Source organism: Sphingobacterium cavernae (assembly GCF_008520265.1).
Classification (GTDB): Bacteria; Bacteroidota; Bacteroidia; order Sphingobacteriales; family Sphingobacteriaceae; genus Sphingobacterium; species Sphingobacterium cavernae.
Genome location: NZ_VIQM01000025.1, coordinates 96319 through 119665, shown reverse-complemented (window position 1 = coordinate 119665; position 23347 = coordinate 96319). Strand labels below are relative to the sequence as shown.

At 34.8% G+C, this 23347-nt stretch carries 22 protein-coding genes; 6 read left to right on the top strand and 16 right to left on the bottom strand.

What is annotated here, in order from left to right:
• The first annotated feature begins 33 nt into the window (after window positions 1-33).
• Complete coding sequence (locus tag FLS47_RS04365) at window positions 34-1155, top strand: lipid II:glycine glycyltransferase FemX (protein ID WP_149913168.1); 1122 nt, start codon at window positions 34-36, stop codon at window positions 1153-1155.
• Between the two features lie 36 nt (window positions 1156-1191).
• Here FLS47_RS04365 and FLS47_RS04360 read toward each other — a convergent pair whose 3' ends face one another.
• Together FLS47_RS04360 and asnS are read right to left on the bottom strand one after the other, a co-directional pair.
• Window positions 1192-1812: an L-threonylcarbamoyladenylate synthase gene (locus tag FLS47_RS04360; protein ID WP_149913167.1), complete on the bottom strand. Its 621-nt coding sequence runs from the start codon at window positions 1810-1812 to the stop codon at window positions 1192-1194.
• Window positions 1813-1919: 107 nt separating this feature from the next.
• The gene (gene asnS, locus FLS47_RS04355; protein WP_149913166.1) at window positions 1920-3365 is read right to left on the bottom strand and encodes an asparagine--tRNA ligase; all 1446 of its coding nucleotides are present in this window, start codon (window positions 3363-3365) and stop codon (window positions 1920-1922) included.
• A gap of 156 nt (window positions 3366-3521) precedes the next feature.
• On the opposite strand from asnS, the gene FLS47_RS04350 reads away from it, so the two are divergent.
• Together FLS47_RS04350 and FLS47_RS04345 are read left to right on the top strand one after the other, a co-directional pair.
• Window positions 3522-4022: a GNAT family N-acetyltransferase gene (locus FLS47_RS04350; protein WP_149913165.1), complete on the top strand. Its 501-nt coding sequence runs from the start codon at window positions 3522-3524 to the stop codon at window positions 4020-4022.
• 81 nt (window positions 4023-4103) lie between these two features.
• Window positions 4104-5180 (top strand): endonuclease/exonuclease/phosphatase family protein, encoded by a 1077-nt coding sequence (locus FLS47_RS04345; protein ID WP_149913164.1) that lies wholly within the window; start codon window positions 4104-4106, stop codon window positions 5178-5180.
• Between the two features lie 88 nt (window positions 5181-5268).
• Here the strand turns inward: FLS47_RS04345 and FLS47_RS04340 are convergent, their stop codons facing one another.
• Complete coding sequence (locus FLS47_RS04340) at window positions 5269-6009, bottom strand: SDR family NAD(P)-dependent oxidoreductase (RefSeq protein ID WP_149913163.1); 741 nt, start codon at window positions 6007-6009, stop codon at window positions 5269-5271.
• A gap of 346 nt (window positions 6010-6355) precedes the next feature.
• On the opposite strand from FLS47_RS04340, the gene FLS47_RS04335 reads away from it, so the two are divergent.
• Window positions 6356-6727, top strand: a complete 372-nt coding sequence (locus FLS47_RS04335; protein WP_188347350.1) for an energy transducer TonB — start codon at window positions 6356-6358, stop codon at window positions 6725-6727.
• A gap of 30 nt (window positions 6728-6757) precedes the next feature.
• Here FLS47_RS04335 and trpA read toward each other — a convergent pair whose 3' ends face one another.
• From trpA to FLS47_RS04280, 11 genes are all read right to left on the bottom strand, one after another.
• On the bottom strand, window positions 6758-7513 hold the full coding sequence (gene trpA / locus FLS47_RS04330; RefSeq protein WP_149913161.1) for a tryptophan synthase subunit alpha: 756 nt from the start codon (window positions 7511-7513) through the stop codon (window positions 6758-6760).
• Between the two features lie 71 nt (window positions 7514-7584).
• The gene (gene trpB, locus FLS47_RS04325; protein WP_149913160.1) at window positions 7585-8769 is read right to left on the bottom strand and encodes a tryptophan synthase subunit beta; all 1185 of its coding nucleotides are present in this window, start codon (window positions 8767-8769) and stop codon (window positions 7585-7587) included.
• Window positions 8766-9386, bottom strand: coding sequence for a phosphoribosylanthranilate isomerase (locus tag FLS47_RS04320; RefSeq protein ID WP_149913159.1), 621 nt, complete (start codon window positions 9384-9386; stop codon window positions 8766-8768). The genes trpB and FLS47_RS04320 overlap by 4 nt, the downstream gene beginning before the upstream one ends.
• A gap of 37 nt (window positions 9387-9423) precedes the next feature.
• Window positions 9424-10410, bottom strand: a complete 987-nt coding sequence (gene trpD, locus FLS47_RS04315) for an anthranilate phosphoribosyltransferase (protein ID WP_149913158.1) — start codon at window positions 10408-10410, stop codon at window positions 9424-9426.
• 576 nt (window positions 10411-10986) lie between these two features.
• Entirely contained in the window at window positions 10987-12135 is a 1149-nt protein-coding gene (locus tag FLS47_RS04310; RefSeq protein WP_223225125.1) for an FAD-binding oxidoreductase, read from the bottom strand.
• A gap of 72 nt (window positions 12136-12207) precedes the next feature.
• A complete protein-coding gene (locus FLS47_RS04305) occupies window positions 12208-12804 on the bottom strand; it encodes a Crp/Fnr family transcriptional regulator (protein WP_149913157.1) in 597 nt (198 codons plus the stop codon).
• A 28-nt stretch (window positions 12805-12832) separates the two neighbouring features.
• Window positions 12833-13291 carry a hypothetical protein gene (locus FLS47_RS04300; protein WP_149913156.1) on the bottom strand — a complete coding sequence of 153 codons (459 nt, stop codon included), beginning with the start codon at window positions 13289-13291 and terminating at the stop codon, window positions 12833-12835.
• Between the two features lie 54 nt (window positions 13292-13345).
• Window positions 13346-14287, bottom strand: a complete 942-nt coding sequence (locus FLS47_RS04295) for a hypothetical protein (protein ID WP_149913155.1) — start codon at window positions 14285-14287, stop codon at window positions 13346-13348.
• Window positions 14288-14409: 122 nt separating this feature from the next.
• On the bottom strand, window positions 14410-14631 hold the full coding sequence (locus FLS47_RS04290; RefSeq protein WP_002996718.1) for a DUF2795 domain-containing protein: 222 nt from the start codon (window positions 14629-14631) through the stop codon (window positions 14410-14412).
• A gap of 111 nt (window positions 14632-14742) precedes the next feature.
• The gene (locus FLS47_RS04285; protein ID WP_149913154.1) at window positions 14743-15486 is read right to left on the bottom strand and encodes a lysophospholipid acyltransferase family protein; all 744 of its coding nucleotides are present in this window, start codon (window positions 15484-15486) and stop codon (window positions 14743-14745) included.
• A gap of 99 nt (window positions 15487-15585) precedes the next feature.
• Window positions 15586-16956 carry a dipeptidase gene (locus tag FLS47_RS04280; protein WP_149913153.1) on the bottom strand — a complete coding sequence of 457 codons (1371 nt, stop codon included), beginning with the start codon at window positions 16954-16956 and terminating at the stop codon, window positions 15586-15588.
• A gap of 248 nt (window positions 16957-17204) precedes the next feature.
• Here FLS47_RS04280 and FLS47_RS04275 point away from each other — a divergent pair, with 248 nt between their 5' ends.
• Both FLS47_RS04275 and FLS47_RS04270 read left to right on the top strand, forming a co-directional pair.
• Window positions 17205-19925 carry an outer membrane beta-barrel protein gene (locus FLS47_RS04275; protein ID WP_149913152.1) on the top strand — a complete coding sequence of 907 codons (2721 nt, stop codon included), beginning with the start codon at window positions 17205-17207 and terminating at the stop codon, window positions 19923-19925.
• A gap of 13 nt (window positions 19926-19938) precedes the next feature.
• Entirely contained in the window at window positions 19939-20727 is a 789-nt protein-coding gene (locus FLS47_RS04270; RefSeq protein WP_149913151.1) for a GLPGLI family protein, read from the top strand.
• A gap of 74 nt (window positions 20728-20801) precedes the next feature.
• On the opposite strand, the gene FLS47_RS04265 is transcribed toward FLS47_RS04270, so the two are convergent.
• Window positions 20802-20981, bottom strand: coding sequence for a histone H1 (locus FLS47_RS04265; RefSeq protein WP_149913150.1), 180 nt, complete (start codon window positions 20979-20981; stop codon window positions 20802-20804).
• Between the two features lie 121 nt (window positions 20982-21102).
• Window positions 21103-23244: a S46 family peptidase gene (locus FLS47_RS04260; RefSeq protein ID WP_149913149.1), complete on the bottom strand. Its 2142-nt coding sequence runs from the start codon at window positions 23242-23244 to the stop codon at window positions 21103-21105.
• Window positions 23245-23347: the final 103 nt, after the last annotated feature.

Here is a 23347-nt window from a genome sequence, read left to right as displayed (position 1 = left end):
TTTTATTAAAATATTGAAAACAAGCGTAATATCATGATTTCAGATTTGGAGCAAAAAGACAATAGTCATCTTTACAAAACAGGTATTATTCAACAAACGGCATATTGGTCAGCGGTTAAAAAACTGCAAGGAATAGATTCTTTAGCCTATAATTTCAGAACAACGGCAGAGGATTTGTTCTGCAAGCCGTCTGAAGAAACATATGTTGTAGGGGATTTTTTGATTATGCTCCAATATTTGGATAAGGATAATTGTATAGCTTATGTGCCTTATGGTCCCGAAACCGAACCTTCGGAAGAACAACAAGGCTATTTTTTAGAACAACTTTCAGAAGCGCTTCGCCATTATTTACCGACAAACTGTATTTTAATTCGTTATGATTTGTCGTGGCAATCACAATGGGCAAATGAAGACGATTGCTACGATTTGCACGGCAATTGGATTGGACTTCCATCCAGAAGGGTGCAAGAAATGCGTGTAAATTTCAACACCGAATTTGGGAATTTGAGGAAAGCAAATACAGACATTCTTCCTTCAAATACGATCTTCATGAATTTGCGTGAAAGCGATGATTTGTTGTTAGGTAATATGAAACCTAAAACACGTTATAATATCAATTTGGCAAAACGTAAAGGTGTTCGGATAGAATCGTTGGGTTTGGAAAGTCTAGAAATTTGGTACGAACTGTATAGACAGACAGCAAAGCGAAACAATTTCTTTTTGCATGATATTAATTATTTTAGAATTGTACTTTCAGCGCGAGCGAATAATTCAGAATCACCTGCTGATGTGTATATGTTGGTTGCTTATGTGGATGATGAGCCTTTAGCAGCTATGTTTTTAGTTGTTTCAGCTAATCGCGCAACTTATTTATACGGAGCTTCTTCTACAGAAAATCGAAATTATATGGGAACATATGCCTTGCAATGGCGCGCAATGCAGTTGGCAAGAGAAAAAGGTTGTACAGAATATGACTTTTTTGGCATTTCACCAGATGCGGATCCCGCACATCCTATGTATGGATTGTATCGATTCAAATCAGGTTTTGGTGGACAAGTATTTCATCGAATGGGTTGTTGGGATTACCCATTAGATAAGCGGAAATATGAATATTATTCCGCGATGGAATTTCAAAATCAGAGTTACCACATATAAATGAAAATGGCTTGCAAATTTGCAAGCTATTTTCATTTATAAATATTGTTCTAAATCGCCTTTGCCTTCGCGGATAACCTCAAAGTCACCGTTTGTGACATCCACTACAGTAGAAGCGACATTGTCTCCATAGCCACCATCAATTACTAAATCTACAGATTCTTGATATTTTTCGTAAATCAATTCTGGATCGGTAGAATATTCAATAATATCGTCTTCATCACGAATGGAAGCAGTTACAATTGGATTGCCCAATTGCTTTACTATTTCACGTACAATAGCATTATCTGGCACACGAATACCTACCGTTTTCTTTTTCGAACTCAATAGTTTCGGCACCTGCCCACTTGCATTGAAAATAAATGTAAATGGACCCGGCAAAGCTTTTTTCAACACACGGAAAACTGTCGTGTCAAAAGGTTTGGTATATTGTGAAATATCCGTTAAATCATAGCATATAAAAGATAAATTTGCCTTATCAGGTTTCAATCCTCTGATTTGGCAAACCTTTTCAATGGCTTTTTGATTCGTAATATCACAACCGATTCCATAAACTGTATCGGTAGGATAAATAATCACACCACCTTTTTTCAAGATATCTACAGCCTGATTAATAGCCTTTGGATTTGGATTGTCGTTATATATTTTTATAAGCATGTACTGTACTAAAGTAAAAAAGTTAAAATTAAAAAGTAAAAATCCTATTTTACTGTTATAAAAAAAGAGTTGCTATAATAACAACTCTCTCTGTATAATGTTCTTTATTAAAACTCTGCATTTTTCGGGGTACGTGGGAAAGGAATTACGTCTCTGATATTGGTCATACCTGTTGTAAACAACACCAAACGCTCAAATCCAACACCAAAACCAGAATGTGGTACAGATCCGAAACGGCGTGTGTCTAAGAACCATTCGATTTCTTCTGGCTCGATTCCAACCTCAGCCATACGAGCCAATAATTTATCTAAGTTCTCCTCACGTTGAGAACCGCCGACCATTTCTCCGATACCTGGGAACAAGATGTCCATTGCGCGTACCGTGTGGCGACCTTCAGCATCTACTTCATTTTGTTTCATGTAGAATGACTTAATTTCACGTGGATAATCAGTCAATATTACAGGTTTTTTGAAGTGTTTTTCAACTAAATATCTTTCGTGCTCCGATTGTAAGTCTGCCCCCCAACCTTCGATTAAATATTTGAATTGTTTCTTTTGATTTGGTTTTGAAGATTTTAAAATATCGATAGCTTCTGTATAGGTCAAACGCTCAAAATTGTTTTCTAATACGAAGTTTAATTTTTCTACTAAATTCAATTCCGAACGTTCAGCTTGTGGTTTTGATTTCTCTTCATCCAACAAACGGTTTTTCAAGAATTCTATTTCTTCTGGACAAGTTTCTAAAGCGTATTTGATGACATATTTCAATAAATCTTCTGCCAAATCCATGTTGTCTTCCAACTCATAAAAAGCCATTTCTGGTTCAATCATCCAGAACTCTGCCAAGTGACGCGTTGTGTTTGAGTTTTCAGCTCGGAAAGTAGGACCGAAAGTATAGATATTTCCAAAAGCTAATGCAGCTAATTCACCTTCTAATTGACCAGAAACTGTCAAGTTTGTTGATTTGCCAAAGAAATCTTCTTTGAAATCTACTTTACCATCTTCTGTCAATGGTGGATTGATAGGGTCTAAAGTCGTTACTCTAAACATTTCACCAGCACCTTCGGCATCCGAACCCGTAATAATAGGCGAGTGGAAGTATAAGAAATCTCTTTCTTGGAAAAATTTATGAATAGCAAATGACAAAGCATTACGCACTTTGAAAATCGCGTTGAAAGTTCCTGTACGAACACGCAAATGTGCAATCTCGCGTAAAAACTCCAAACTGTGTTTTTTGGGTTGTAATGGATATTTCTCTGGATCTGAATCTCCAATAATCGATACCTCCGTTGCTTGTACTTCTACACGTTGACCTTTACCTTGTGACTCTACCAAATTACCTTTTACACGAACTGCTGCACCTGTAGTAATTCTTTTTAAGATATCTTCTGAAGTGTTTTCAAAATCTACTACAGCTTGGATATTATTAATTGAAGAACCATCGTTAATCGCTATAAATTGATTATTACGAAAAGTTCTAACCCAGCCTTTTACGATAACCTCTTTTCCAAATTCTTCGGATTTTAATAATTCTTTAATTCGTGTATGTTCCATTTTTATGTATTAGGAATTTTATAATGCTATTTTTAGAGACACAAAAATACGCTATTAATACGTGTTATAAAAGGTTATTTTTCGTTGTTCTAAAATAACTTTTAATTAGCTTCAAAGCATGAGAAAACGGGAATTATTAATTGAGAAAAATCTACCATGAAATTTAGGAAAGCATTAGAATCTGAAGTGGACGAAATTTGGACAATTCTTCAATACGCAATAGAGCGACGAAAACAAGATGGTAGTAGGCAATGGCAAGATGGATACCCTAATCCTCATACCATTCGTCATGATATAGCCCAGGAATGGGCTTATGTGTTAGCGGATGAAAAAGGGATATTGGCATACGGAGCAGTGATTTTTGAAGATGATCCAGATTACGCAACTATTACTGGAAAATGGCTTACGGAGCGAGATTATGTGGTCGTTCATCGGGTTGCGGCTGCGGCACGTGCAAAAGGGATGGGCATTGCGACTCAACTATTCCAACATATCGAGACTTTTGCAAAATCAAGAAACATCTTTAGTATTAAAGTGGATACCAATTTTGACAATTTGGCTATGTTGCGAATTTTAGAAAAGTTAGGTTATCAATATTGTGGTGACGTGATAATTAGAGATTCAACGCGTATGGCTTTTGAAAAATGTTTGGATTAATCTTTGCATAGAAAAAGATAGTTTCGGAGAATAAGTTACATTGTATCAAATCAGCAAGTAATACATTTTTAAGTTTCCTATATGAATTCTACAATTTGGGTTGTTACATCAATAATAGTCATTCTTAGTATTTTACCATTTATTCGAAATCAGCATTGGGTATTTCGTGTTCCTGATTTTGTACGTCCACAATTGTTGTTTTTACAGTTACTCACTTTCATAGCAACTATTATTTGGTGGAAGGATGTTTCTTACCCCATTTTAATTCTATTCGCGTTGCTAATATGTATTGCATACAATTGCTATATTTTTATACGATTCACTAAATTTTGGCGCAGTAACAAATACGAAGTATCAGCGGAGCACTCAGAAAATGTAAAGATAATTTCTGTAAATGTCTATCAATTTAACACTGAATATCACCGATTAGTCGATATGATTCGAAAAGAGCAACCCGATGCTTTTTTGACAATGGAAAGTAATAAAGATTGGGAAAATGCATTTCAAGAATTAAAAGATGAATACACCAACTTTAGGGAAATCGCCTTAGAAAATACATATGGAATGCATTTTTATACTAAGCTGAAAGTGCATGATATCAAAGTACATTATTTTGTTTCAGATGATTTGCCAAGTATAGAAGCTGAGTTAGAAACAGAGGATGGTTATCGGTTTATTTTCTTTGGCGTGCATCCACCACCACCAAGTCCGACCGAAGAAGAAACTTCCAAAGAACGGGATGGTGATTTATTAAGTGTAGCTAAGCGTGCGAAAAAACATTCACTACCTGTTGTAATCACTGGAGATTTTAATACAGTTGCTTGGTCGCGAGTTTCTATTTTATTCAAAAAAGCAAGTGGCTTAATTGACGCAAGATACGGTCGCGGCTACCTAGCTACTTTTCATGCGAATTATTGGTTTTTCCGTATTCCTTTGGATTTATTGTACCATAGTCCGGATGTTTTTATTGATGACTTAAAGATTTTACCGTCAATTGGTTCAGACCATTTTCCGATGTGTTGTTCATTTTACATAGATAAAAACAATGACGAACAAGAAGGCGATGTAAAAACTTTGGATATCGAAGAAAAGGAAGAAGTCGAGGAGTTAATCGAAGAGGGGAAAGAGGAGGAAAGCGAAAATAGGAGTGACCCTTAATTAAAATTACAGCTTCTCTAATATTAGTCGATGGGAATACAAAACTTATGACCAAAATTAGAGAAGCTGTAATTAATTTATAAATGCTCTATTTAGCTAAATATCCACCATCAACAGGATAGTAGGATCCAGTTACAAACGAAGATTTGTCTGAAGCTAACCAAAGCGCTAATTCGGCAACTTCTTCAGATTTACCCAAACGTTGCATAGCATGTTGTGTTTCGAGGAAAGTTAATGTTTCTTTATTTAAATTATCATCCACAAGTGGAGTAGAAATAAAACCTGGGCCAATTGCATTGATACGAACACCACGCGTACCGTATTCCCAACCTGCAGTTTTTGTCAGTCCGACTACACCATGTTTTGCGGCTACATAAGCTGAAGAGTATGCAAAGCCTACCTGTCCTAAAATAGAAGCCATATTGATAATACTTCCTCCTACTTTTTCGATTTCTGGAAGTTGATAGTGCATACCGTAGAAAACACCATTCAAGTTAACATCAATGACTTTTTTCCAACTTTCAAGGCTATAATCGCCAACTGTAGCTGCATCACCGCCAATACCTGCATTATTAACCGCAATATGTAAAGCTCCAAATTTCTCTACAGCAATATCAACTAATTTTTTATTGTCTTCTGGCGAAGAAGAATCTGCTTTTACAAATACAGTAGCTTCACCTAAAGAATTAGCTAATTTAGTACCTGAATCTTCATTCAAATCTGCTATTAAGACTTTAGCTCCTTCTTTGACGAAAAGCTCAACAATAGCCTTTCCTATACCTGAAGCTCCACCTGTTACAATTGCTACTTTATTCTCTAATTGTTTCATAAATATCTGATTTTAATGATGAAGACAAGTTAGCTGTTTTAATGTTTGCAAAGTATGATGTTGATTTCTTAAAATAATGACTTATAACAAATTAAAACTTTATGAAATATTAACGAATATATCATCATATTACTAAGTAATGCTAGACCAAAATTAAAATTCTATGCTTTTAATAAATAAGCTTATGAGCAAGATCAATCTGAAGTGCGCCATTTATTTTACTGTTTTTGTGACAATTTTATGTTTTACTAGTTGTACTTCAAAGCCTAAGCAAGTTTTAACATCAACAGTGAAATCTTCCTTAAAGAAAGACAGTGTTGAGAAGTTTAAATTAAACTGTGGATGTATGAGAGGTAGTGGAATTGAGTTTAATAGAGATTCTTTATTTACACAGGTAGAAATAAATCCCGAACCCCCAGGAGGTATGAAGGTTTTTCGAGAATGGATTATACAAAATTATAATTTACCGCAGAAAGCGTACGATTATAGAGTAAAGGGTAACGTTATGATTTCATTTGTCGTGGAAAAAAATGGAACATTAACCGATTTTGTAGTTGAATTTGATAAAGGATTTGGTACAGGAGAAGCTGGAATAGAGATGTTGAAAAAAGGCGAGAAGTGGAAGCCTGGTATATTTAGTGGTATTCCTGTCAGAACGAAATATGCTTTGCCTATCCGTCTTGATATAGAAAGAATGAAAGTTGATACAAACAAATAAAGTCCGATAATAATATCGGACTTTATTTGATTATCCTTTAATACTCTTAATAAAATCAGGGATTTTTTCTAAGTAATTTTCTTCTGCTAAAAGTTTAACAAAAGCAGTTCCGACTATTGAGCCATTAGCATAAGTGGTGGCTTTTTGGAAAGTTTCTTGATTTGAAATACCAAAACCAATAATAAATGGATTTTTCAAATCCATATCTTTTATACGTTTGAAATACGCTTCAGCTTGATCTTTTACTTCTAGATTTTTCCCTGTTGTTGCATTCGACGAAAGTAAATAGATGAAGTTAGTAGACAAATCATCGATTTTGCGAATACGTTGTTCCGATGTTTGTGGAGTTACTAAGAAGATATTGCTTATATCATTTTCTTCGAAAACGGTTTGGTAAAATTCCTCATATTCGTACATCGGCAAGTCTGGAATAATCGTTCCGTTGACACCAACATCCTTACACGCTTTGCAGAAATTCTCCACACCGTATTGCAATACAGGATTAACATACCCCATTAAGTAGACGGGAATGCTTACATGTTTGCGTAAATCTCTCAATTGTTCGAAAAGAACTTTTAGTGACATGCCATTTTTCAAGGCTTCTTCTGAAGCATGTTGAATCGTTGGTCCATCTGCTACCGGGTCAGAATACGGAAAACCGATCTCTAGAAAATCAGCACCTGCTTCTTCCAAAGCTTTGGCAATCTGCACGGTACTATCCAAAGTCGGATACCCCGCAGTAAAATATATAGACAGTAATCCGTTTGAATGTTTATTTAGTTGCATTTTTTTTAAGCATTATGCTTTAGGCTTTAAGCAGTAAGCGTATGGCTTATAGCCTATTGCCTATGGCAATATTATAAATTGAAATACTTCATATAATTATCTAAATCCTTATCTCCACGTCCTGAAAGACAAATGACAACCGTTTCATCGCCTTTGAAATTCATTTTTTCCAAATGCGCTAACGCGTGAGAACTTTCAATTGCTGGGATTATACCCTCCAATTTCGTTAAACGTAATCCAGCTTGCATCGCTTCGTCGTCAGTAGCTGAAACATATTCACTACGACCGGACTTAAATAACCAAGCATGTTGTGGGCCAATTCCTGGATAATCCAAACCTGCTGAAATGGAATATGGCTCGATAACTTGACCATCTTCTGTTTGCATCAAAATCTGACGGCTTCCATGCAAAACACCTTCTTTACCCAAGGCAGTTGTTGCTGCAGATTCACCAGAATCCACACCATGACCAGCAGCTTCAACAGCCACGATTTTTACGCCTTTTTCATCCAAGAAATGATAAAACATACCCGCTGCATTTGAACCACCACCTACACAAGCCATCACGATATCAGGAGTTTCTTTTCCAGTCTTTTCCAAGAGTTGTTTTCTTGTTTCGAATGAGATAATAGATTGAAAACGAGCAACCATATCGGGATACGGATGCGGTCCCACTACCGAACCAATGATATAATGCGTATCTACAGGATTATTGATCCAATCACGTAATGCTTCGTTTGTAGCATCTTTCAATGTTTTACTACCCGAAGTCGCAGGAACTACCGTCGCACCCATCATCTTCATACGCGCAACGTTTGGTGCTTGGCGCTGAATGTCGATTTCACCCATGTACACCACACATTCTAAACCTTTCAATGCACAAACTGTCGCTGTTGCCACACCGTGTTGTCCAGCTCCAGTTTCAGCGATAATACGTTTTTTACCTAGGCGTTGTGCCAACAAAATCTGTCCAATGGTATTGTTGATTTTGTGTGCGCCAGTATGGTTTAAATCTTCTCTTTTCAAAAAGATATTTGCACCATAAAGTTCCGACAAACGTTTTGCGTGATACAAAGGCGAAGGTCTGCCGACATAGTCTTTTAGTAATTGCTCAAACTCTTCTTTGAAAGAAGGGTCATCCATGATTTGCAAATATTGATTTTGCAATTCCTCCACATTGGGATACAGCATTTCGGGGATGTAAGCTCCACCAAATGGACCGTAATATCCTTTGCTATCTACTTGATATTTACTCATTTTATAATAGAGATTGCTTGTGTTAACGAATGTATATTTTTTAATGCAGGTTCGATTTCAAATTTTGAATTTAAATCCAAACCGTACAATCTAGTGTCTTCAAAATTAGCTGCTTCTGCAATGTTTTCTACCGAAATACCACCACTCAGCCAATAAGGCGTGTTATACGGATAATCATTTAATTTCTCCCAATTGAAGGTTTGTCCTGTACCTCCGTACTGTTTGCTTTTGGTGTCAAAAAGGAAATAATTTACCTTTCCTTCGTAATCGACTATACTTTGCCAATTTAAATCTTCGTCAATCCCAAAAGCCTTAAAAGTTTCAACGTCTAAATCTTTAATTTCTTGACAAAATTCAGGTGATTCATCGCCATGTAATTGCACAACTTGCAAGTCAAATTCTTTAATTTTTGCTGTTATTTCTTCCTTGGAAGTATTGACAAATACACCAACTTTTTTGATAGAAGAGGGGATACTAACCTCAGGTTTTCCCGAAACAAATCTTGCAGACTTAGCATAAAATATAAAGCCAATATAATCAATAGGTAAGGTCACAAGTTGATGGATATTCTCCGCATCTCGCATCCCACAAACCTTTATTTTTAATTCTTTATTCATGTTTTTAACTGTCATGCTGAGCTTGTCGAAGAATGAGCTATTTTGTCAATTTCTTCAAGCTATCCAAAGCTTTTAATCCTAACAAAGATTCTTCGGCTTCGTAGTAACAATCTCCAAAGGATTTTTCCGGATGGAAAGTTTTAATCGCAAAAGCTGCATTTGTCAGCACTACATTATTTTGCACTGTATTTCCTTTACCTTCGATTATAGTTCTAAATATCCCTGCCGCCTCTTCAACATTATCACCACCAGCTAATTCCTTCGCTTTCACAGCTTCAAAACCAATTTCCTCTACCGAATAATAGCTTTCGCCTTGATTATTAATTACTTTGAAATCACCTGTCAACGAAATTTCATCGTACCCATCCAACGCATGGATAATGCTGTATTGTTTGTCTGTATTTTGGTACAAATAACCATATAGACGCGCTAATTCTAAAGAAAAAACACCAACAGATTGGAATTTTGGATTTGCTGGATTCGTTAATGGTCCCAACATATTAAAGAAAGTTTTAATTCCTAAAGCACGACGAATTGGTGCTACCGTTTTCATCGCAGGATGGAAAAGAGGTGCATGTAGAAAGCAGATATTCGCTTCATCCAATTGTTTTTGCAACGTATCTTTATCGTTGTTGAACTGGTAACCCAAATATTCCATTATATTTGAAGAACCACATCCCGAAGATACGCCTACGTTACCATGCTTGGCGACTTTATAACCTGCCCCAGCCACAACAAAAGAAGCTAAAGTCGAAATATTAAAGGTATTCTTGCCATCACCACCTGTACCGCACATATCAATCAAGTCATAACCTTGAAAATCCATTTTCAGACACAGATCATACATCGCATCACGAAATCCGCCCAACTCTTCTACACGTATGCTTCGCATGCCATATGCGGTCATAAATGCGGCAATTTGGTGTGTGTCGTATTTTCCAGTCGCAATATTCGTTAGGATCTCATATGCTTCCTTACGTGAGAAAGATTTGTATTCAAATAAATGCCTTAATATTTCTTTCATATTGATTCGGTCTGAATAGTTGTTTTGTTATAAGTTTAGGTTATTGCCAAATAAAAAGGCTCACCTTATTGGCAAGCCTATTATATTTTGATTGTATACAAATTTATGCAATAGGGGATTGCCACAACGTTAATTGTTGTGCCACCACCATGCTTTATTTGATACAAATTGATTCATTTTTAAATTGTTGAAAGCAAATCTATATTATCTTTTCAACAATGTCAAGGATTTTTTAGAAAAATTGTTCGTTTACCAATTTTACTTATAATATTCATAAAACTTGTTCTTAAATAATTCGTACGGATCATACTTCTTTTTTAATTCAAGGAGGGTTTCTGATTGTGGATAAGCTTGCTTCAATAATTCTTTAGTATTGTGCAGTCTGTATGGTAAGTAAAATGTTCCCTCATTTTTGATAGCTATTTTAGTAAGTTGCTGGGTAAGCTGCATCATTTCTAATTCAGCCTTATCAGTTTTCGGTTGATTGAATAGAAAGACAAAACCATAGACATGCTCTTTTGCTTAGTGCATGAAACTAATAGTATCTGTTGCGACATCGCGAATAGTTATATTCAATTAGTCAATGTTTTGATGCGGTAGTACCTCTCTAATTTCTTTGATAAAAGCATCAAAATTTCTATCAGGAATAAAATACTCCTGCAAGATATCTACCGACAAAGAATCTTTGTTTTCAATTAGTTCAACGCTCTCATCCAATAATTGATTACGCGTAAAAACTTGATTTTTTCCAAATGAATAGGCATGATTTTCTAAACTTTTTCTTAGCTCTTTGCCATAATCACTATCTACTGTTCCTCTAAAGATTAATCTTTTAAGTTCAGTAGGAATACTGTTGTAATTCGAATTAGGTCTTTTATCTGTTTTTGAAAAAATATTAAGTGTTGCATTCTGTAGAAAATGTTTTTTTGAAATATCTAATCTGCCATACACTAATTCTGCTTTTTTATTGTTGGTGATATATTTTGAAAAATATTTCAAGTATTCCTCAGCAGGAAAAGTCATTCTTGAATATTGGAGCGAAGAGTTATGTACAATTTCCAATTCAGCTTCCAAAATAATAGCAAATAATCCATAACCTCCAATAATTAGTTTAAAAAGTTCTTGGTTTTCTGTTGATGAACATAAGATTACTCGTCCATCAGCAGTCATAACTTTCAAAGACTTAACGCTGCTAGAGATAGGCGGTGAATTTGGTTGCCAGCCATGACCATTAACACTTATGGAACCCCCGATGCTAAATGAACTAAAGGCCTGCATCACTTTAACAGATCGATTGCATTTATCTAGTTCGACTATGGCTTGGCTCCAATTTGCTCCAGCACCTATTTTCATAGTATTACTCACTGTATCTATGACAATCTTATTATAAGGGAGCATATTAATTACAATTCCATTCGGATATATCGTGTGACCTCCCATAGAGAATTTTCCGCCTGCTATCGATACTGGCAATCGTCTTTCTTTGGCTAATTTGAGTATAGATTGAAGTTGTAGAATAAACTTTTCTTCTTCTTGCTCAATATGAATGATGCTATCAATCTTTGTAAGATTTTGACGGCTAGCATCATTTGTATACCCTTTTGGAATTGTTAGACTATCAATATTTTCAGTCCATTTGGTTTTGATAAGATGGAAAGAAGGTTTCCCAATCAATATGACTATTGCCACAATGAATATTAATGGGATAATAACTATTAACTTCATATTCTTGATATTGTTGACAGAATATAAAATTAGATGGTAAGGATAGATTTAAATTTGCCTTAAGGCAAAAAATTAAACCTTCGAACGAATACGGCTCAAGGTGTGTTGGGTAATACCTAAATAAGAAGCAATATGGCCTAACGATACGCGCTGTATAATGTGAGGATATTGTACTAACAGTTGTTGATATCGTTCATTGGCGGATAACATACGTAAGGCATTGGCTTTAGCTTCACTGCGAATATAATACTGTTCGGTCAATATTCTTCCGATATAGTTAAATTCTGGAAATTCAATGTATAGCTGTTGTAATTTATTAAAACTCAATCTTAGCAGTACACATTCTTCAAGAGCTTCCAAAGCCTCGAAAGATGGTTTCTGGCTGAAAAAGCTAAAGACAGATATAGCTAATTCATTTTCGAACAAAAACCACGACGTTTTATCATTTCCTCCTTGATCAAGATAATAGGAACGAAGTGTTCCTTTAGCAATAAAGTATATGTATTTACTGGTTTCGCCAATATGTAGAAGCTTCTCCTTCTTTTTAAAGGTAATAACATCAGTCCATTCGAAAATACTATCCTTAAGATTGTGGGATAAAGTCTGTATATTTTCAAATAAGGAAATTACTTGTTGAACAATTTCTTCTTTCTTAAACTCTACTTGCATAATTGAATTTAAGAAATAAAATCAATTATTAATACAACACAAAATGTGCTTTGTTATTTCCTTTAGAAACCAATGTAAATGATGCGATTTTATCTTGTGCTAAGTAAAGAGCCACTACTTGACGATTTCTGTAATGCAAAAAGTAAACTCGATTGCTGTCTAATTCTTCCAAATCAATATCACGTGTATCTTTGCGCGGCATTTGCGCAAAAGGAATATATTGAATATCCTCAATTTTCTTACTTAAGAGATTGATACGCAATTCATCCAAACTTACTTCCAAATAATCATATAATTCGTCATTTGGATTTTCGATAATGACATATTTACTCAATATCACATCTGCTCTAATTTCATCATTTGCCAAATCGTGAATAAAGTTTTTTAGGATGTGCAAATCATGCTCTTTTGTAGGAATTGAATCTTGGTTCTGCCCAAAAAGAAAAATGCTTTGTATAGAAAATAGAATGGATAAAATTATGCGCATAGTTTAATTTTTAGGATTCGACTGCGAAAGATGAGAAAGGATTAATGTGTGAGTCTAATGGCTCAATGGTAGTTTATAATTTATATTCAATAGTAATGAATGTTTTGTTTCATTGGCATCATTCAATCGCGTTCTAAGTACACCATCGACCTTATGATAAAGGTAGTCTTTACCATTTTGTACGTTAAAATGCCCCAAATTATATTGAAGCCCTATACGAGTATTTGGTGATAATGCATAAGATAGTCCTACAGTTGTGAATATCTTTTTGCCATTTCCTTTGTGTTCATAACTAATAGGTTTTTCGAAGTCTTCAATCAAATTCCAGTTACCATATGCGTAATATTTGGAAAGATAACCTTCAACTGTTATTTGTGTTGACCAATTTTCGTTAAACCCATAATCCATAGCTATACCTGCTCCATAATTAGGGAATTTATATTTATAATACGAATTGAGTCCAGGTAAATAGTTTCTATCATTGCTTCTCCAATTTTTATCGTTTAATAAATACAAACTACGACTGGAATGATTAAAACTCAAGTAGGTGACGAAGGATAGGTTTTCTTGCGTACTCCAGTCAATCCCAGGCTGAACTTTGATGGAATGACCTGTGCCTTTGTGATTGCTAAGATATAATTGTGTGTAAGATTGTGTACGATTATCACCATCATAATCAAAGTCTGTTACGTTACCACTCAAGGTTTTATTTAAAAGGATTTCCCCGTTTAAAACGAACTTTTTATGGGATAATTTCATTTCTATCCCATATTCCAAAGCGTTGGTTGGATCCCAAATGAGTTCGGAAAGAACATTCGGGTTCTTGCCGGATTCATTTCCTGAAATATTAAATGATGTTTTGGATATTGAGTAGCCTATTTTAGGTTGGATGCTAAGCGTAGATTTACTAGACTTATCCCTAATAGGGAAATTTTGAGCGAAATTAATTTTTGCAATTAAAATAATGAATAAGCAAATGCCTAAAGATTTTTGCATACCTGTTGTTTCTAATAAAGACAAAGGTAATTGAAAATCGTTTAACAAAATTATTAATCCCAGAGCATTTTGGGATAAAAAATAAAAATCGCACTAATTAATAGTGCGATTTTTATTCTAAATTAATACTCGTCTTCATTAAAAAAGAAATCATCTTTTGTTGGGTAATCCGGCCAAATCTCTTCGATGTTTTCGTAAGGCTCGCCATCATCTTCCAAAGCTTGAAGATTTTCTATTACTTCTACAGGAGCACCAGAACGAATTGCATAGTCGATTAATTCATCTTTTGTTGCAGGCCATGGTGCATCTTCTAAGTGTGATGCTAATTCTAGAGTCCAATACATAGTCTTACAATTTTAAATTTCACTTTTCGCAAAAATAATATAATATTTAATAAAAGCAAGTTAAATAGCAGCGAAATTACATTAATGTGGAAAGTCTCTTTTTTTTAGGTTTTAAAGCGGATTAGATTCTAACCAATCGCGCTTCATTTTATCGTATACGTAATGTTGTAATTCGTCTAATTGCGCTTCTGTAAGTTTCTCTGTGTCAATTGGTTTAAGAGTTTTGATGTGCACGACTCCGGGTCTAGAACCGTAAGTCATTCCCCCATCCCACAATATACGCCAAGCATCTTTTATGACTACAGGCAAAATTTGAATTTTATTATCAATGGCCAATCGAAAGGAGCCCGATTTGAATTCATGCAGTTGTGGCGGATATTCATCATCAATTTTCCCTTCGGGGAATATGACAATGGATTTTCCTTCTTTCAATCTTTCATCTGCTTTTATGAATGCTTTGAATGCAGAAATTTTACTTTTTCGATCTACCGTGATATCGATGCTTCTGAAAAACATCGCAGTCACTGGATTATCTAGCAGCTCAACTTTTCCCATAAAAGAAAAGGGCTGTGGACAAAGGAAAGTAAGCGCGGTGATATCTAATATGGAGGTATGATTTGGACAAATGATGTACGGTTTGCTCCAGTCTAATTCTTCTTCGTACTCAACTTGGAACCGGATACCTACAATAGCTGTCGATAATAGGCTGATCCATTTTCGGCAGAATACGATTTGATTGAAATATTTGTTGGGCTTTCGCGTGAAAAAGTATAGAAATGGATAGAAAGGAATAAAAAACAGTATTACAGCTCCTAAGTAAAGAAAGGTATGTGTTTTTCTTAATATTCTCGGCATAAAATCATGAGTAAGTATAGATTAATAGCAACGAATATATCAAAAAATAATAGGTCTAGAAATGCTAGACCTACTAAATTATGATATTTTAAAACTGAATTATTTGCTTAATTCAGCGTAGTATTTGTGAAACAAAGGAATAGTTTCGATACCTTTTAAATAGTTTTCGATACCATATTTCTCGTTTGGAGAGTGTAGGTTATCACTGTCTAATCCAAATCCCATTAATACAGTTTTGATACCCAATTCTTTTTCAAATAAAGCTACGATTGGAATTGATCCACCACCACGTGTAGGAATAGGTTTTTTATTGAATGCTACTTCAAGAGCTTTCTCCGCGGCTTTGTAGGCGATGCTATCTGTTGGAGTTACTACTGGTTCACCACCATGATGCGGTTTTACCTCTACTTTTACAGATTTTGGTGCGATAGCTTCAAAATGATCTTTGAACAACTTCGTAATACGCTCCGAATTTTGATTTGGAACCAAACGCATAGAGATCTTCGCGTATGCTTTAGAAGGTAATACAGTTTTAGCACCTTCGCCAATATAACCACCCCAAATACCGTTTACCTCTAATGTAGGACGTGTACCTGTACGTTCGATAGAAGAATAACCTTCTTCACCCCATACATCTGCAACACCTAAATCTGTTTTGTATTCTTCGATATCAAAAGGAGCTTCGTTTAACGCTTTTCTTTCTTCTGGAGTTAACTCTACTACATCGTCGTAGAAATTGGGAATCGTGATGTGGTTGTTTTCATCGTGAAGAGAAGCAATCATTTTAGCAAGAATAGTAGCTGGATTTGCAACAGCTCCACCGTACACACCAGAGTGAAGGTCGCGGTTTGGACCAGTCACTTCTACTTCTACATAAGAAAGACCACGAAGACCAGTTTCTAAAGAGGGAGTTTCTAAGCTGATCATTGACGTATCTGAAATTACAATTACATCAGCTTTCAAACGTTCTTTGTTTGCTGCTACAAAAATTCCCAAATTTTCTGACCCAACTTCTTCTTCACCTTCAATCATGAATTTTACGTTACATGCTAATTGGTTCTCACGAACCATGTATTCGAAAGCCTTTACATGCATGTAGAATTGACCTTTGTCATCGGCAGCACCACGCGCATAGATCTTTCCATCACGTACTGTAGGTTCGAATGGAGGTGTGTCCCACAATTCTAATGGATCAGCAGGTTGTACGTCGTAGTGACCGTATACCAATACCGTTGGTAAAGAAGTATCAAAAATTTTCTCACCATAAACAATAGGATAGCCTGCTGTAGGACAGATTTCTACATTATCTGCACCTGCATCTTTTAATTTTTGAGCTACAAATTCAGCTGTATTTAGTACGCCTTCTTTATATTGAGGATCAGCACTTACTGATGGAAAGCGCAATAATTCAAATAATTCTTCTAAGAAACGATCTTTGTTCGCTTCTACATATTCTTTGATGTTTTGCATTTGAAAAATGTTTTTACAAAAATAGGGATTATTTGTTTAATAACCTTTTGTTGTGATGGAAACTAAATAGTCATAAAACATTTGAAATTGTATTAAGCTATTTTACCGATAAAAGGTAGGGTTTCACCGATGATAATAAATAATTAACAATATTTCATACGAATAAATCAATTTAGAATATTTTCTTTGTACCTAAATATGCAAAAACACCAATCTATTTTATTTAAAAATTATTTAACTAAATACTTATGAAGGGAATTTTCCTATTGCTGTTGACCTTTTTTGGTTTTGTGGTCAGTAGCCAAGCACAAAACAAAATAACAGGTCAAGTATTGGATATTACAGACAAACTGAAACTGAAAAATGCTTCAATCATGTTGGTTCAATCAAAAGATTCGCTTTTGGTTGACTACACACGAGCAAACGAAAATGGCTATTTCGAATTTAACAAACCTGCTAATGGCGATCATCTCGTGATGATATCTTATCCTAAATATGCAGATTTTATCCAAGAAGTAAAAGCTTCAGATAATAAGACTGATTTAGGAGAGATTCTATTATCTAGTGTAGCACACCTGATCGAAGAAGTTGTTGTTAAGAGAAGAGCAGCAATTACGATTAAAGGCGATACCACCGAATATGATGCTTCTCAATTTACTGTAGAAAAGAATGCTAAAGTAGAAGACCTTTTAAAAGTTCTTCCAGGTATAACAGTGGACGCATCGGGAAATATTACAGCACAAGGTAAGACCGTGAAAAAGGTACTGGTTGATGGAGAGGAGTTCTTTGGTGATGATCCAACTTTGGTAACGCGCAATCTTCGTTCAGATATGGTGGACAAAGTTCAAGTTTTTGAAAAGAAATCAGATCAAGCTGAGCGGACAGGCGTAGACGATGGTGTACGTGAGCAAACGATCAATGTGCAATTGAAAGATGATGCAAAGAACGGTATGTTTGGTAAAGCATTAGGAGGGGTTGGTACAGATGAATATTATATGGGGCAATTGATGTTAAACATGTTCAAAGGCTCTAAAAAATTATCTGCTTACGGGCTTTTTGGTAATAATGGAACTACATCGATGAATTGGCAAGATGCGCAAAAATATGGCATCGATATGGATGCATCCTTTGAAGGAGGTGTCATGGTGGTGAACGATCCTTTTTCTGGGCAAGGTGTTATAGGTATTCCTCGCGTCATTAATTCAGGTGTAAATTTCAATGACCGTTGGAAAAAAGATAAGTACCAATTGAATTTGAGCTACAAATATGGTAAACTTCAGGCTGATGGTAATGAAGAGACTATTATGTCTGGTGTCATAAATAGTACGCAGAATAAACGTGTTGATTCTGATAATGATCAACATCGCGTGAATTTTAGATTAGACACTAAAATTGATTCATTAAATCAACTTTTAATTACTGCAAATGCATCTAAAAAAATGTTATGGAGTAATGAAACCATAAAATCTCAAAATTCTGCTAGTAATATGAATCCAATGTCAAGTAACTCAAGTGATGAAGAAAAAGATCACAAAATTGATAATTTGGGTATTTCAGCTTTGTATACAAAGAAATTTATGAAAGCTGGTAGATCATTATCATTGAATGTTGGAGCTAGTAATGAAGAGACTACAGGTCAAGGTTTTTTGAATTCTATATTAGTAAATAATATTAGTACATCGAAGGATACAACAGTAACAGATCAATACAAAACAACAGATCAACGTTTATCATCTTTCAAAGGCGGTGTAACTTATTCGGAGCCATTGTCCAAAGCTTTCAATCTTTCTGTAGGTTATGATATTACGCGTGTAGCAAATGAATCTTTGTTAGAATCATTTAATAAGTCAGCTACTAATAAATACGATGATTTGGACGAAGTATTCAGTAGTAATTACGATTATAATAGATTTAGCAACAATTATAAACTTGCATTAATTTATAATACAGAGAAATTAACAGCTAATTTGACTAATAATTTCAATGACGATCAATTAAAGCAGGTAAATAATTATTCAAATAAGTCGCTGGAAAGAAATTTCTTTACTTATAACCCTAGTTTAGTTACAAACTATAAAATTTCGACTTCTAAAAATTTACGTATATCTTATAATGGTAAAAATCAGTTGCCAGCATTGAATCAAATTCAACCAATCTTGAATAACTCGGATCAATTGAACCAATATATTGGTAATGAGAATTTAAATCCATCGTTTTCTAATAGAATTGAAGGTTTTTATCATAGTTTCAATATTTTATCCAATCAGTTCAAATATATTGGAGGTACATTTAATAGTACAAAAGATCCTATCGTCCAAAATATCACTACAGATAATGGTGTGAATTATTACCGTTGGGACAACATGAATGGAAAGAATAATATGGATTTGAGTGCGTATGCAGGTTATCATTTCCGATTAAATAAGGATCTGGTATTAGATAACTCAATTTCGCCAGTATTTTCAATATCACGAAGCCACAATTTTGTTGATGGAAATGCAAATGAAGTAAACACACAAAGCTATTCTTTGGCGTATGAAATCCAAAGACAAACAAAAACAGGATTTAATTTCTCGACAAGATTTACGCCTCAATACCGTCAAATGAAGTCGAATCTAAGTCCAGAACAAGACAACAATGGTTTTGTATTCACATCTGGAGGAAGTTTAGAATATTTCCTTTCAAAAACTTTCAAAGTGTATACAAATTATGATTACTCATATGAAGCTCCTACAGCCGCATTTGATCAGAAAATAGAACGCTTTTTGATTCATCCAGGTGTGAGTAAGAAATTCTTGAAAAACGAATCTTTAGTGTTAGATTTTGTTATTAATGACGTATTAAACCAGAATATAGGCTACTCACGTATGCAGTCCAATTCGATTTTTATGCAAAGAAGATTTGATACAATACAACGCTATTATATGTTGAAATTGTCTTGGGATTTTACGAAAATGTTTGTTAAATAATAAATACAGAGAAATGAAATACTTATATATACTTACCATATTTTTATTGGGAGCTGGTTATTCTGCTCATGCGCAATATGCGATGTTTGCTGAAGAAGGAACGGTGTTTTATGATAAGACTATGTATACCAAAAATATACTTCGCAAACAATTTATAGAAAAAGCGGATGAAGCACAAAAAAATCAGATGACCGCTATGTTACCGCGCGTACCTGAAAATATTGTGTTGAAAAAATCACTTAAATTCAAGGGTAACGAAACGCTATTTGAATCTCAAAAACAGGATTTAGATCCTATGATGAAACAAATAATCATGATGTTAGCTTTAGATTTTGAAGCAACGACGTATTCAAATTTATCCAATAATGAATATAAAAGATATAATGATCTGATTGGACAAAAAGTTATAATTCAAGATACTTTAAAGAAAGTGAAATGGACAATAACTGACGAGTATCGTGAAATTGCGGGATACAACTGTAGACGTGCGAATGGAATAACTGAAGATTCAACATATGTCATTGGCTTTTATGCAAATGAAATACCAATAGATGGGGGACCTGAATCGATTAATGGTTTGCCAGGATTGATTTTAGGTTTGGTAGTTCCGAGTCAACACGTATCATACTTTGCTTCTAAAGTTGAAATTACGAATAATGTTATTCTGGATAAGAAAGCTGTTGAAAATACGAAAGTGAAAACGATGAGTCGTGGAGATATTGCTAAAATGATGTCAGATGCTTTTAGTAATTACTTAAATAAATCTACTGTTGATTATGTAATTCGATTAGCATTAATGTAAAATAAAAGTATTCCTTATAATTAAAAAGGCTCACTTTCGGTGAGCCTTTTCTTTTTTAATACGTTATACAAAGATTATTTACCTTCGTTTTTCTTATTTGTAACTTCGTTACGAATATCTTGCGCTAAAGTTTTAATTTCTTGTAAACCTTTACGTACACGAGTACCCGCAGCTGAGTTACCGTTGTTGAAGAATTTTTCAGCGTCAGCTTCGATAGAAGCTACTAGTTCTTTTAATTTTGTGTAGTTTTCCATTTTTATTAAATATAATTTAGTTCTATTTTATATACTAAGATGTAATAAATATACAAAACATAAAAACATAAAAACAACAAAATCACACTTTTTAGCAAAAAAAAGGTGATTTTGTAGAAATTTAGTCCCTAATCGTCAACTCATTTATAATATTTTGAGCTCCCGCGTACTTATCTATTATAAATAACACATAACGAATGTCAACTGATATCGTACGTTGTAATTTTGGATCGAATATCACATCGCCTGCCATTGCTTCAATATTTCCATCAAATGCAATACCTATCAGCTCACCATTTCCATTCAATACCGGTGAGCCTGAGTTACCTCCAGTGATATCTTGATCTGATAAGAAATTCACCGGCATATAACCTGCTTTGTCCGCGTAGCGACCATAATCTTTTTTCTCTTCTAGCTCCATTAACTTTTTAGGTAAGTCAAATTCTTCGTCGTTTGGTTTGTACTTCTCTATAGTTCCTGTTAATGTGGTGTAGTTGTTGATTTTCGCATCGTTACGTGGATCTTTTGGTAATGCACGAATTGTTCCATACGTCAAACGCAACGTACTGTTTGCGTCTGGATAGTATTTAGCTTTGGGATTTTGTGCTAAGAAACCTGCAATATATTTGCGGTGAGCTGCTTGGAAATTATCATCAGCTAATTGTTGCTCATCCGTTTTTTCGCGGTATTTGTCCGCTATATCTTTGGAAATTTTGAATAATGGATCATTTTGCAACGTAGCAGCATCTGGATTAGCGATGAATTCCGCTAATTTCTCTTTAGAACCAAAAATACTAGTTTCGAAAGCTGATTTAATAACTCCATTAAATTGATTGTTGTTTTGATTAGCCAATTCCTCAATATACGGCGCAATATTATCACCGCCTTTTGCAACGTACAAGTTCAATTCATCAACTAATACATCAATTTCTAATGGAATATAAGCTTTATCGTAATTATCTGCGATGAAATCTTCCAAGCGAGGTGCCATTTCCTGACGTTTCGCTTCATTAGAAGCAGCATACTGTGCCAATCCATTACCCAATGAATAAGGTAACATTGCAAACGTAGACGAACGAATCATACCGATTAAGTAATTGTCGTGTCTTGCTTTCAAATTAGTTGCCGCGTAATAATCCTCGATAGTTTTAATTACATCGCCGTACTGTGCTTTATTAGCCGGTTTATTTGCCCATTTGTTGAATTTTTTCTCTGCTTTGCGTTTCGTTGCAGATGTTTTATGCTTCGTCAATGCATCGATCATTCCTTGGCGGTTTTTCCAATAATTGGCTACGCCAGAATATTTTGATGCATAGTTAATATTCACCGTTTGGTCTTTGTCCATGTGACGTTTCATTGCATCCATACCAACTTTTGAAGCTTCTACCCAAGCTGGATAAGCAAAGTTTACGTTTTGGTCAATACCAGCAGCAGGCATCCAACGGTTGGTACGACCTGGATAACCTAAGATCATCGAGAAGTCACCTTCTTCAAAACCTTTCAAGCTAATCGGTAAGTGATATTTAGGTTTCAAGGGAATATTCTCTTTTGCGTAAGCAGCTGGATTACCATCTTTATCTCCATAAACACGGAAAACAGCAAAATCACCTGTATGACGTGGCCATTCCCAATTGTCTGTATCACCACCAAATTTACCAATACTGTTAGGTGGCGTACCCACTAAACGTACATCGTGATAATCTTGGTATACAAAATAGTAAAACTCATTGCCATTGTAAAATGAACGTACATTTACAATGTATTTACCATTTTCTGAATTTTCTTTTTCGATTTTTGCAATCTCTTGCTGAATGATTGTATTGCGTTCTTTTTCGGACATAGAATCATTTACTAAGCCCAAAATGCGTTTAGAAACGTCATCCATACGTACAAAGAATCGTACAAAAAGAGATTTCGGTTTTAGTTCTTCTGCATTATTTTTTGCCCAAAAACCATTTGTTAAATAATCATTTTCTTTTGTTGATAATTCAGCGATAGCACCGTATCCACAGTGGTGGTTGGTGAACACCAAACCTGTTTTGGAAACAATTTCTGCTGTACATCCGCCATTGAACTGCACGATAGCATCTTTAAGGCTAGAATTATTGATACTATAAATTTCTTCAGCAGTCAATTTAAGACCTTTTTTCTGCATATCAGCCTCATTGAGACGTTTGAGATGCATCAAGAACCACATACCCTCGTCCGCCATTGCGGCAAGACTCGTAACACACAGTACTACTAATACTACAAATTTTTTCATCTAATTTTCTTTTAATTAAAGCAAAATTGGTTTTAATCATTCGTAAAACAAAATTTCAATAGCGTGAAACTTTACTTTTTATAGATTTTCTATACCGAAGATA

What these genes read in the sequence shown, in the direction of transcription:
- FLS47_RS04365 (WP_149913168.1), top strand. Translation starts at nt 34, where the DNA reads ATGATTTCAGATTTGGAGCAAAAAGACAATAGTCATCTTTACAAAACA.
- FLS47_RS04360 (WP_149913167.1), bottom strand. Translation starts at nt 1,812, where the DNA reads ATGCTTATAAAAATATATAACGACAATCCAAATCCAAAGGCTATTAAT.
- asnS (WP_149913166.1), bottom strand. Translation starts at nt 3,365, where the DNA reads ATGGAACATACACGAATTAAAGAATTATTAAAATCCGAAGAATTTGGA.
- FLS47_RS04350 (WP_149913165.1), top strand. Translation starts at nt 3,522, where the DNA reads ATGAAATTTAGGAAAGCATTAGAATCTGAAGTGGACGAAATTTGGACA.
- FLS47_RS04345 (WP_149913164.1), top strand. Translation starts at nt 4,104, where the DNA reads ATGAATTCTACAATTTGGGTTGTTACATCAATAATAGTCATTCTTAGT.
- FLS47_RS04340 (WP_149913163.1), bottom strand. Translation starts at nt 6,009, where the DNA reads ATGAAACAATTAGAGAATAAAGTAGCAATTGTAACAGGTGGAGCTTCA.
- FLS47_RS04335 (WP_188347350.1), top strand. Translation starts at nt 6,356, where the DNA reads ATGAGAGGTAGTGGAATTGAGTTTAATAGAGATTCTTTATTTACACAG.
- trpA (WP_149913161.1), bottom strand. Translation starts at nt 7,513, where the DNA reads ATGCAACTAAATAAACATTCAAACGGATTACTGTCTATATATTTTACT.
- trpB (WP_149913160.1), bottom strand. Translation starts at nt 8,769, where the DNA reads ATGAGTAAATATCAAGTAGATAGCAAAGGATATTACGGTCCATTTGGT.
- FLS47_RS04320 (WP_149913159.1), bottom strand. Translation starts at nt 9,386, where the DNA reads ATGAATAAAGAATTAAAAATAAAGGTTTGTGGGATGCGAGATGCGGAG.
- trpD (WP_149913158.1), bottom strand. Translation starts at nt 10,410, where the DNA reads ATGAAAGAAATATTAAGGCATTTATTTGAATACAAATCTTTCTCACGT.
- FLS47_RS04310 (WP_223225125.1), bottom strand. Translation starts at nt 12,135, where the DNA reads ATGAAGTTAATAGTTATTATCCCATTAATATTCATTGTGGCAATAGTC.
- FLS47_RS04305 (WP_149913157.1), bottom strand. Translation starts at nt 12,804, where the DNA reads ATGCAAGTAGAGTTTAAGAAAGAAGAAATTGTTCAACAAGTAATTTCC.
- FLS47_RS04300 (WP_149913156.1), bottom strand. Translation starts at nt 13,291, where the DNA reads ATGCGCATAATTTTATCCATTCTATTTTCTATACAAAGCATTTTTCTT.
- FLS47_RS04295 (WP_149913155.1), bottom strand. Translation starts at nt 14,287, where the DNA reads ATGCAAAAATCTTTAGGCATTTGCTTATTCATTATTTTAATTGCAAAA.
- FLS47_RS04290 (WP_002996718.1), bottom strand. Translation starts at nt 14,631, where the DNA reads ATGTATTGGACTCTAGAATTAGCATCACACTTAGAAGATGCACCATGG.
- FLS47_RS04285 (WP_149913154.1), bottom strand. Translation starts at nt 15,486, where the DNA reads ATGCCGAGAATATTAAGAAAAACACATACCTTTCTTTACTTAGGAGCT.
- FLS47_RS04280 (WP_149913153.1), bottom strand. Translation starts at nt 16,956, where the DNA reads ATGCAAAACATCAAAGAATATGTAGAAGCGAACAAAGATCGTTTCTTA.
- FLS47_RS04275 (WP_149913152.1), top strand. Translation starts at nt 17,205, where the DNA reads ATGAAGGGAATTTTCCTATTGCTGTTGACCTTTTTTGGTTTTGTGGTC.
- FLS47_RS04270 (WP_149913151.1), top strand. Translation starts at nt 19,939, where the DNA reads ATGAAATACTTATATATACTTACCATATTTTTATTGGGAGCTGGTTAT.
- FLS47_RS04265 (WP_149913150.1), bottom strand. Translation starts at nt 20,981, where the DNA reads ATGGAAAACTACACAAAATTAAAAGAACTAGTAGCTTCTATCGAAGCT.
- FLS47_RS04260 (WP_149913149.1), bottom strand. Translation starts at nt 23,244, where the DNA reads ATGAAAAAATTTGTAGTATTAGTAGTACTGTGTGTTACGAGTCTTGCC.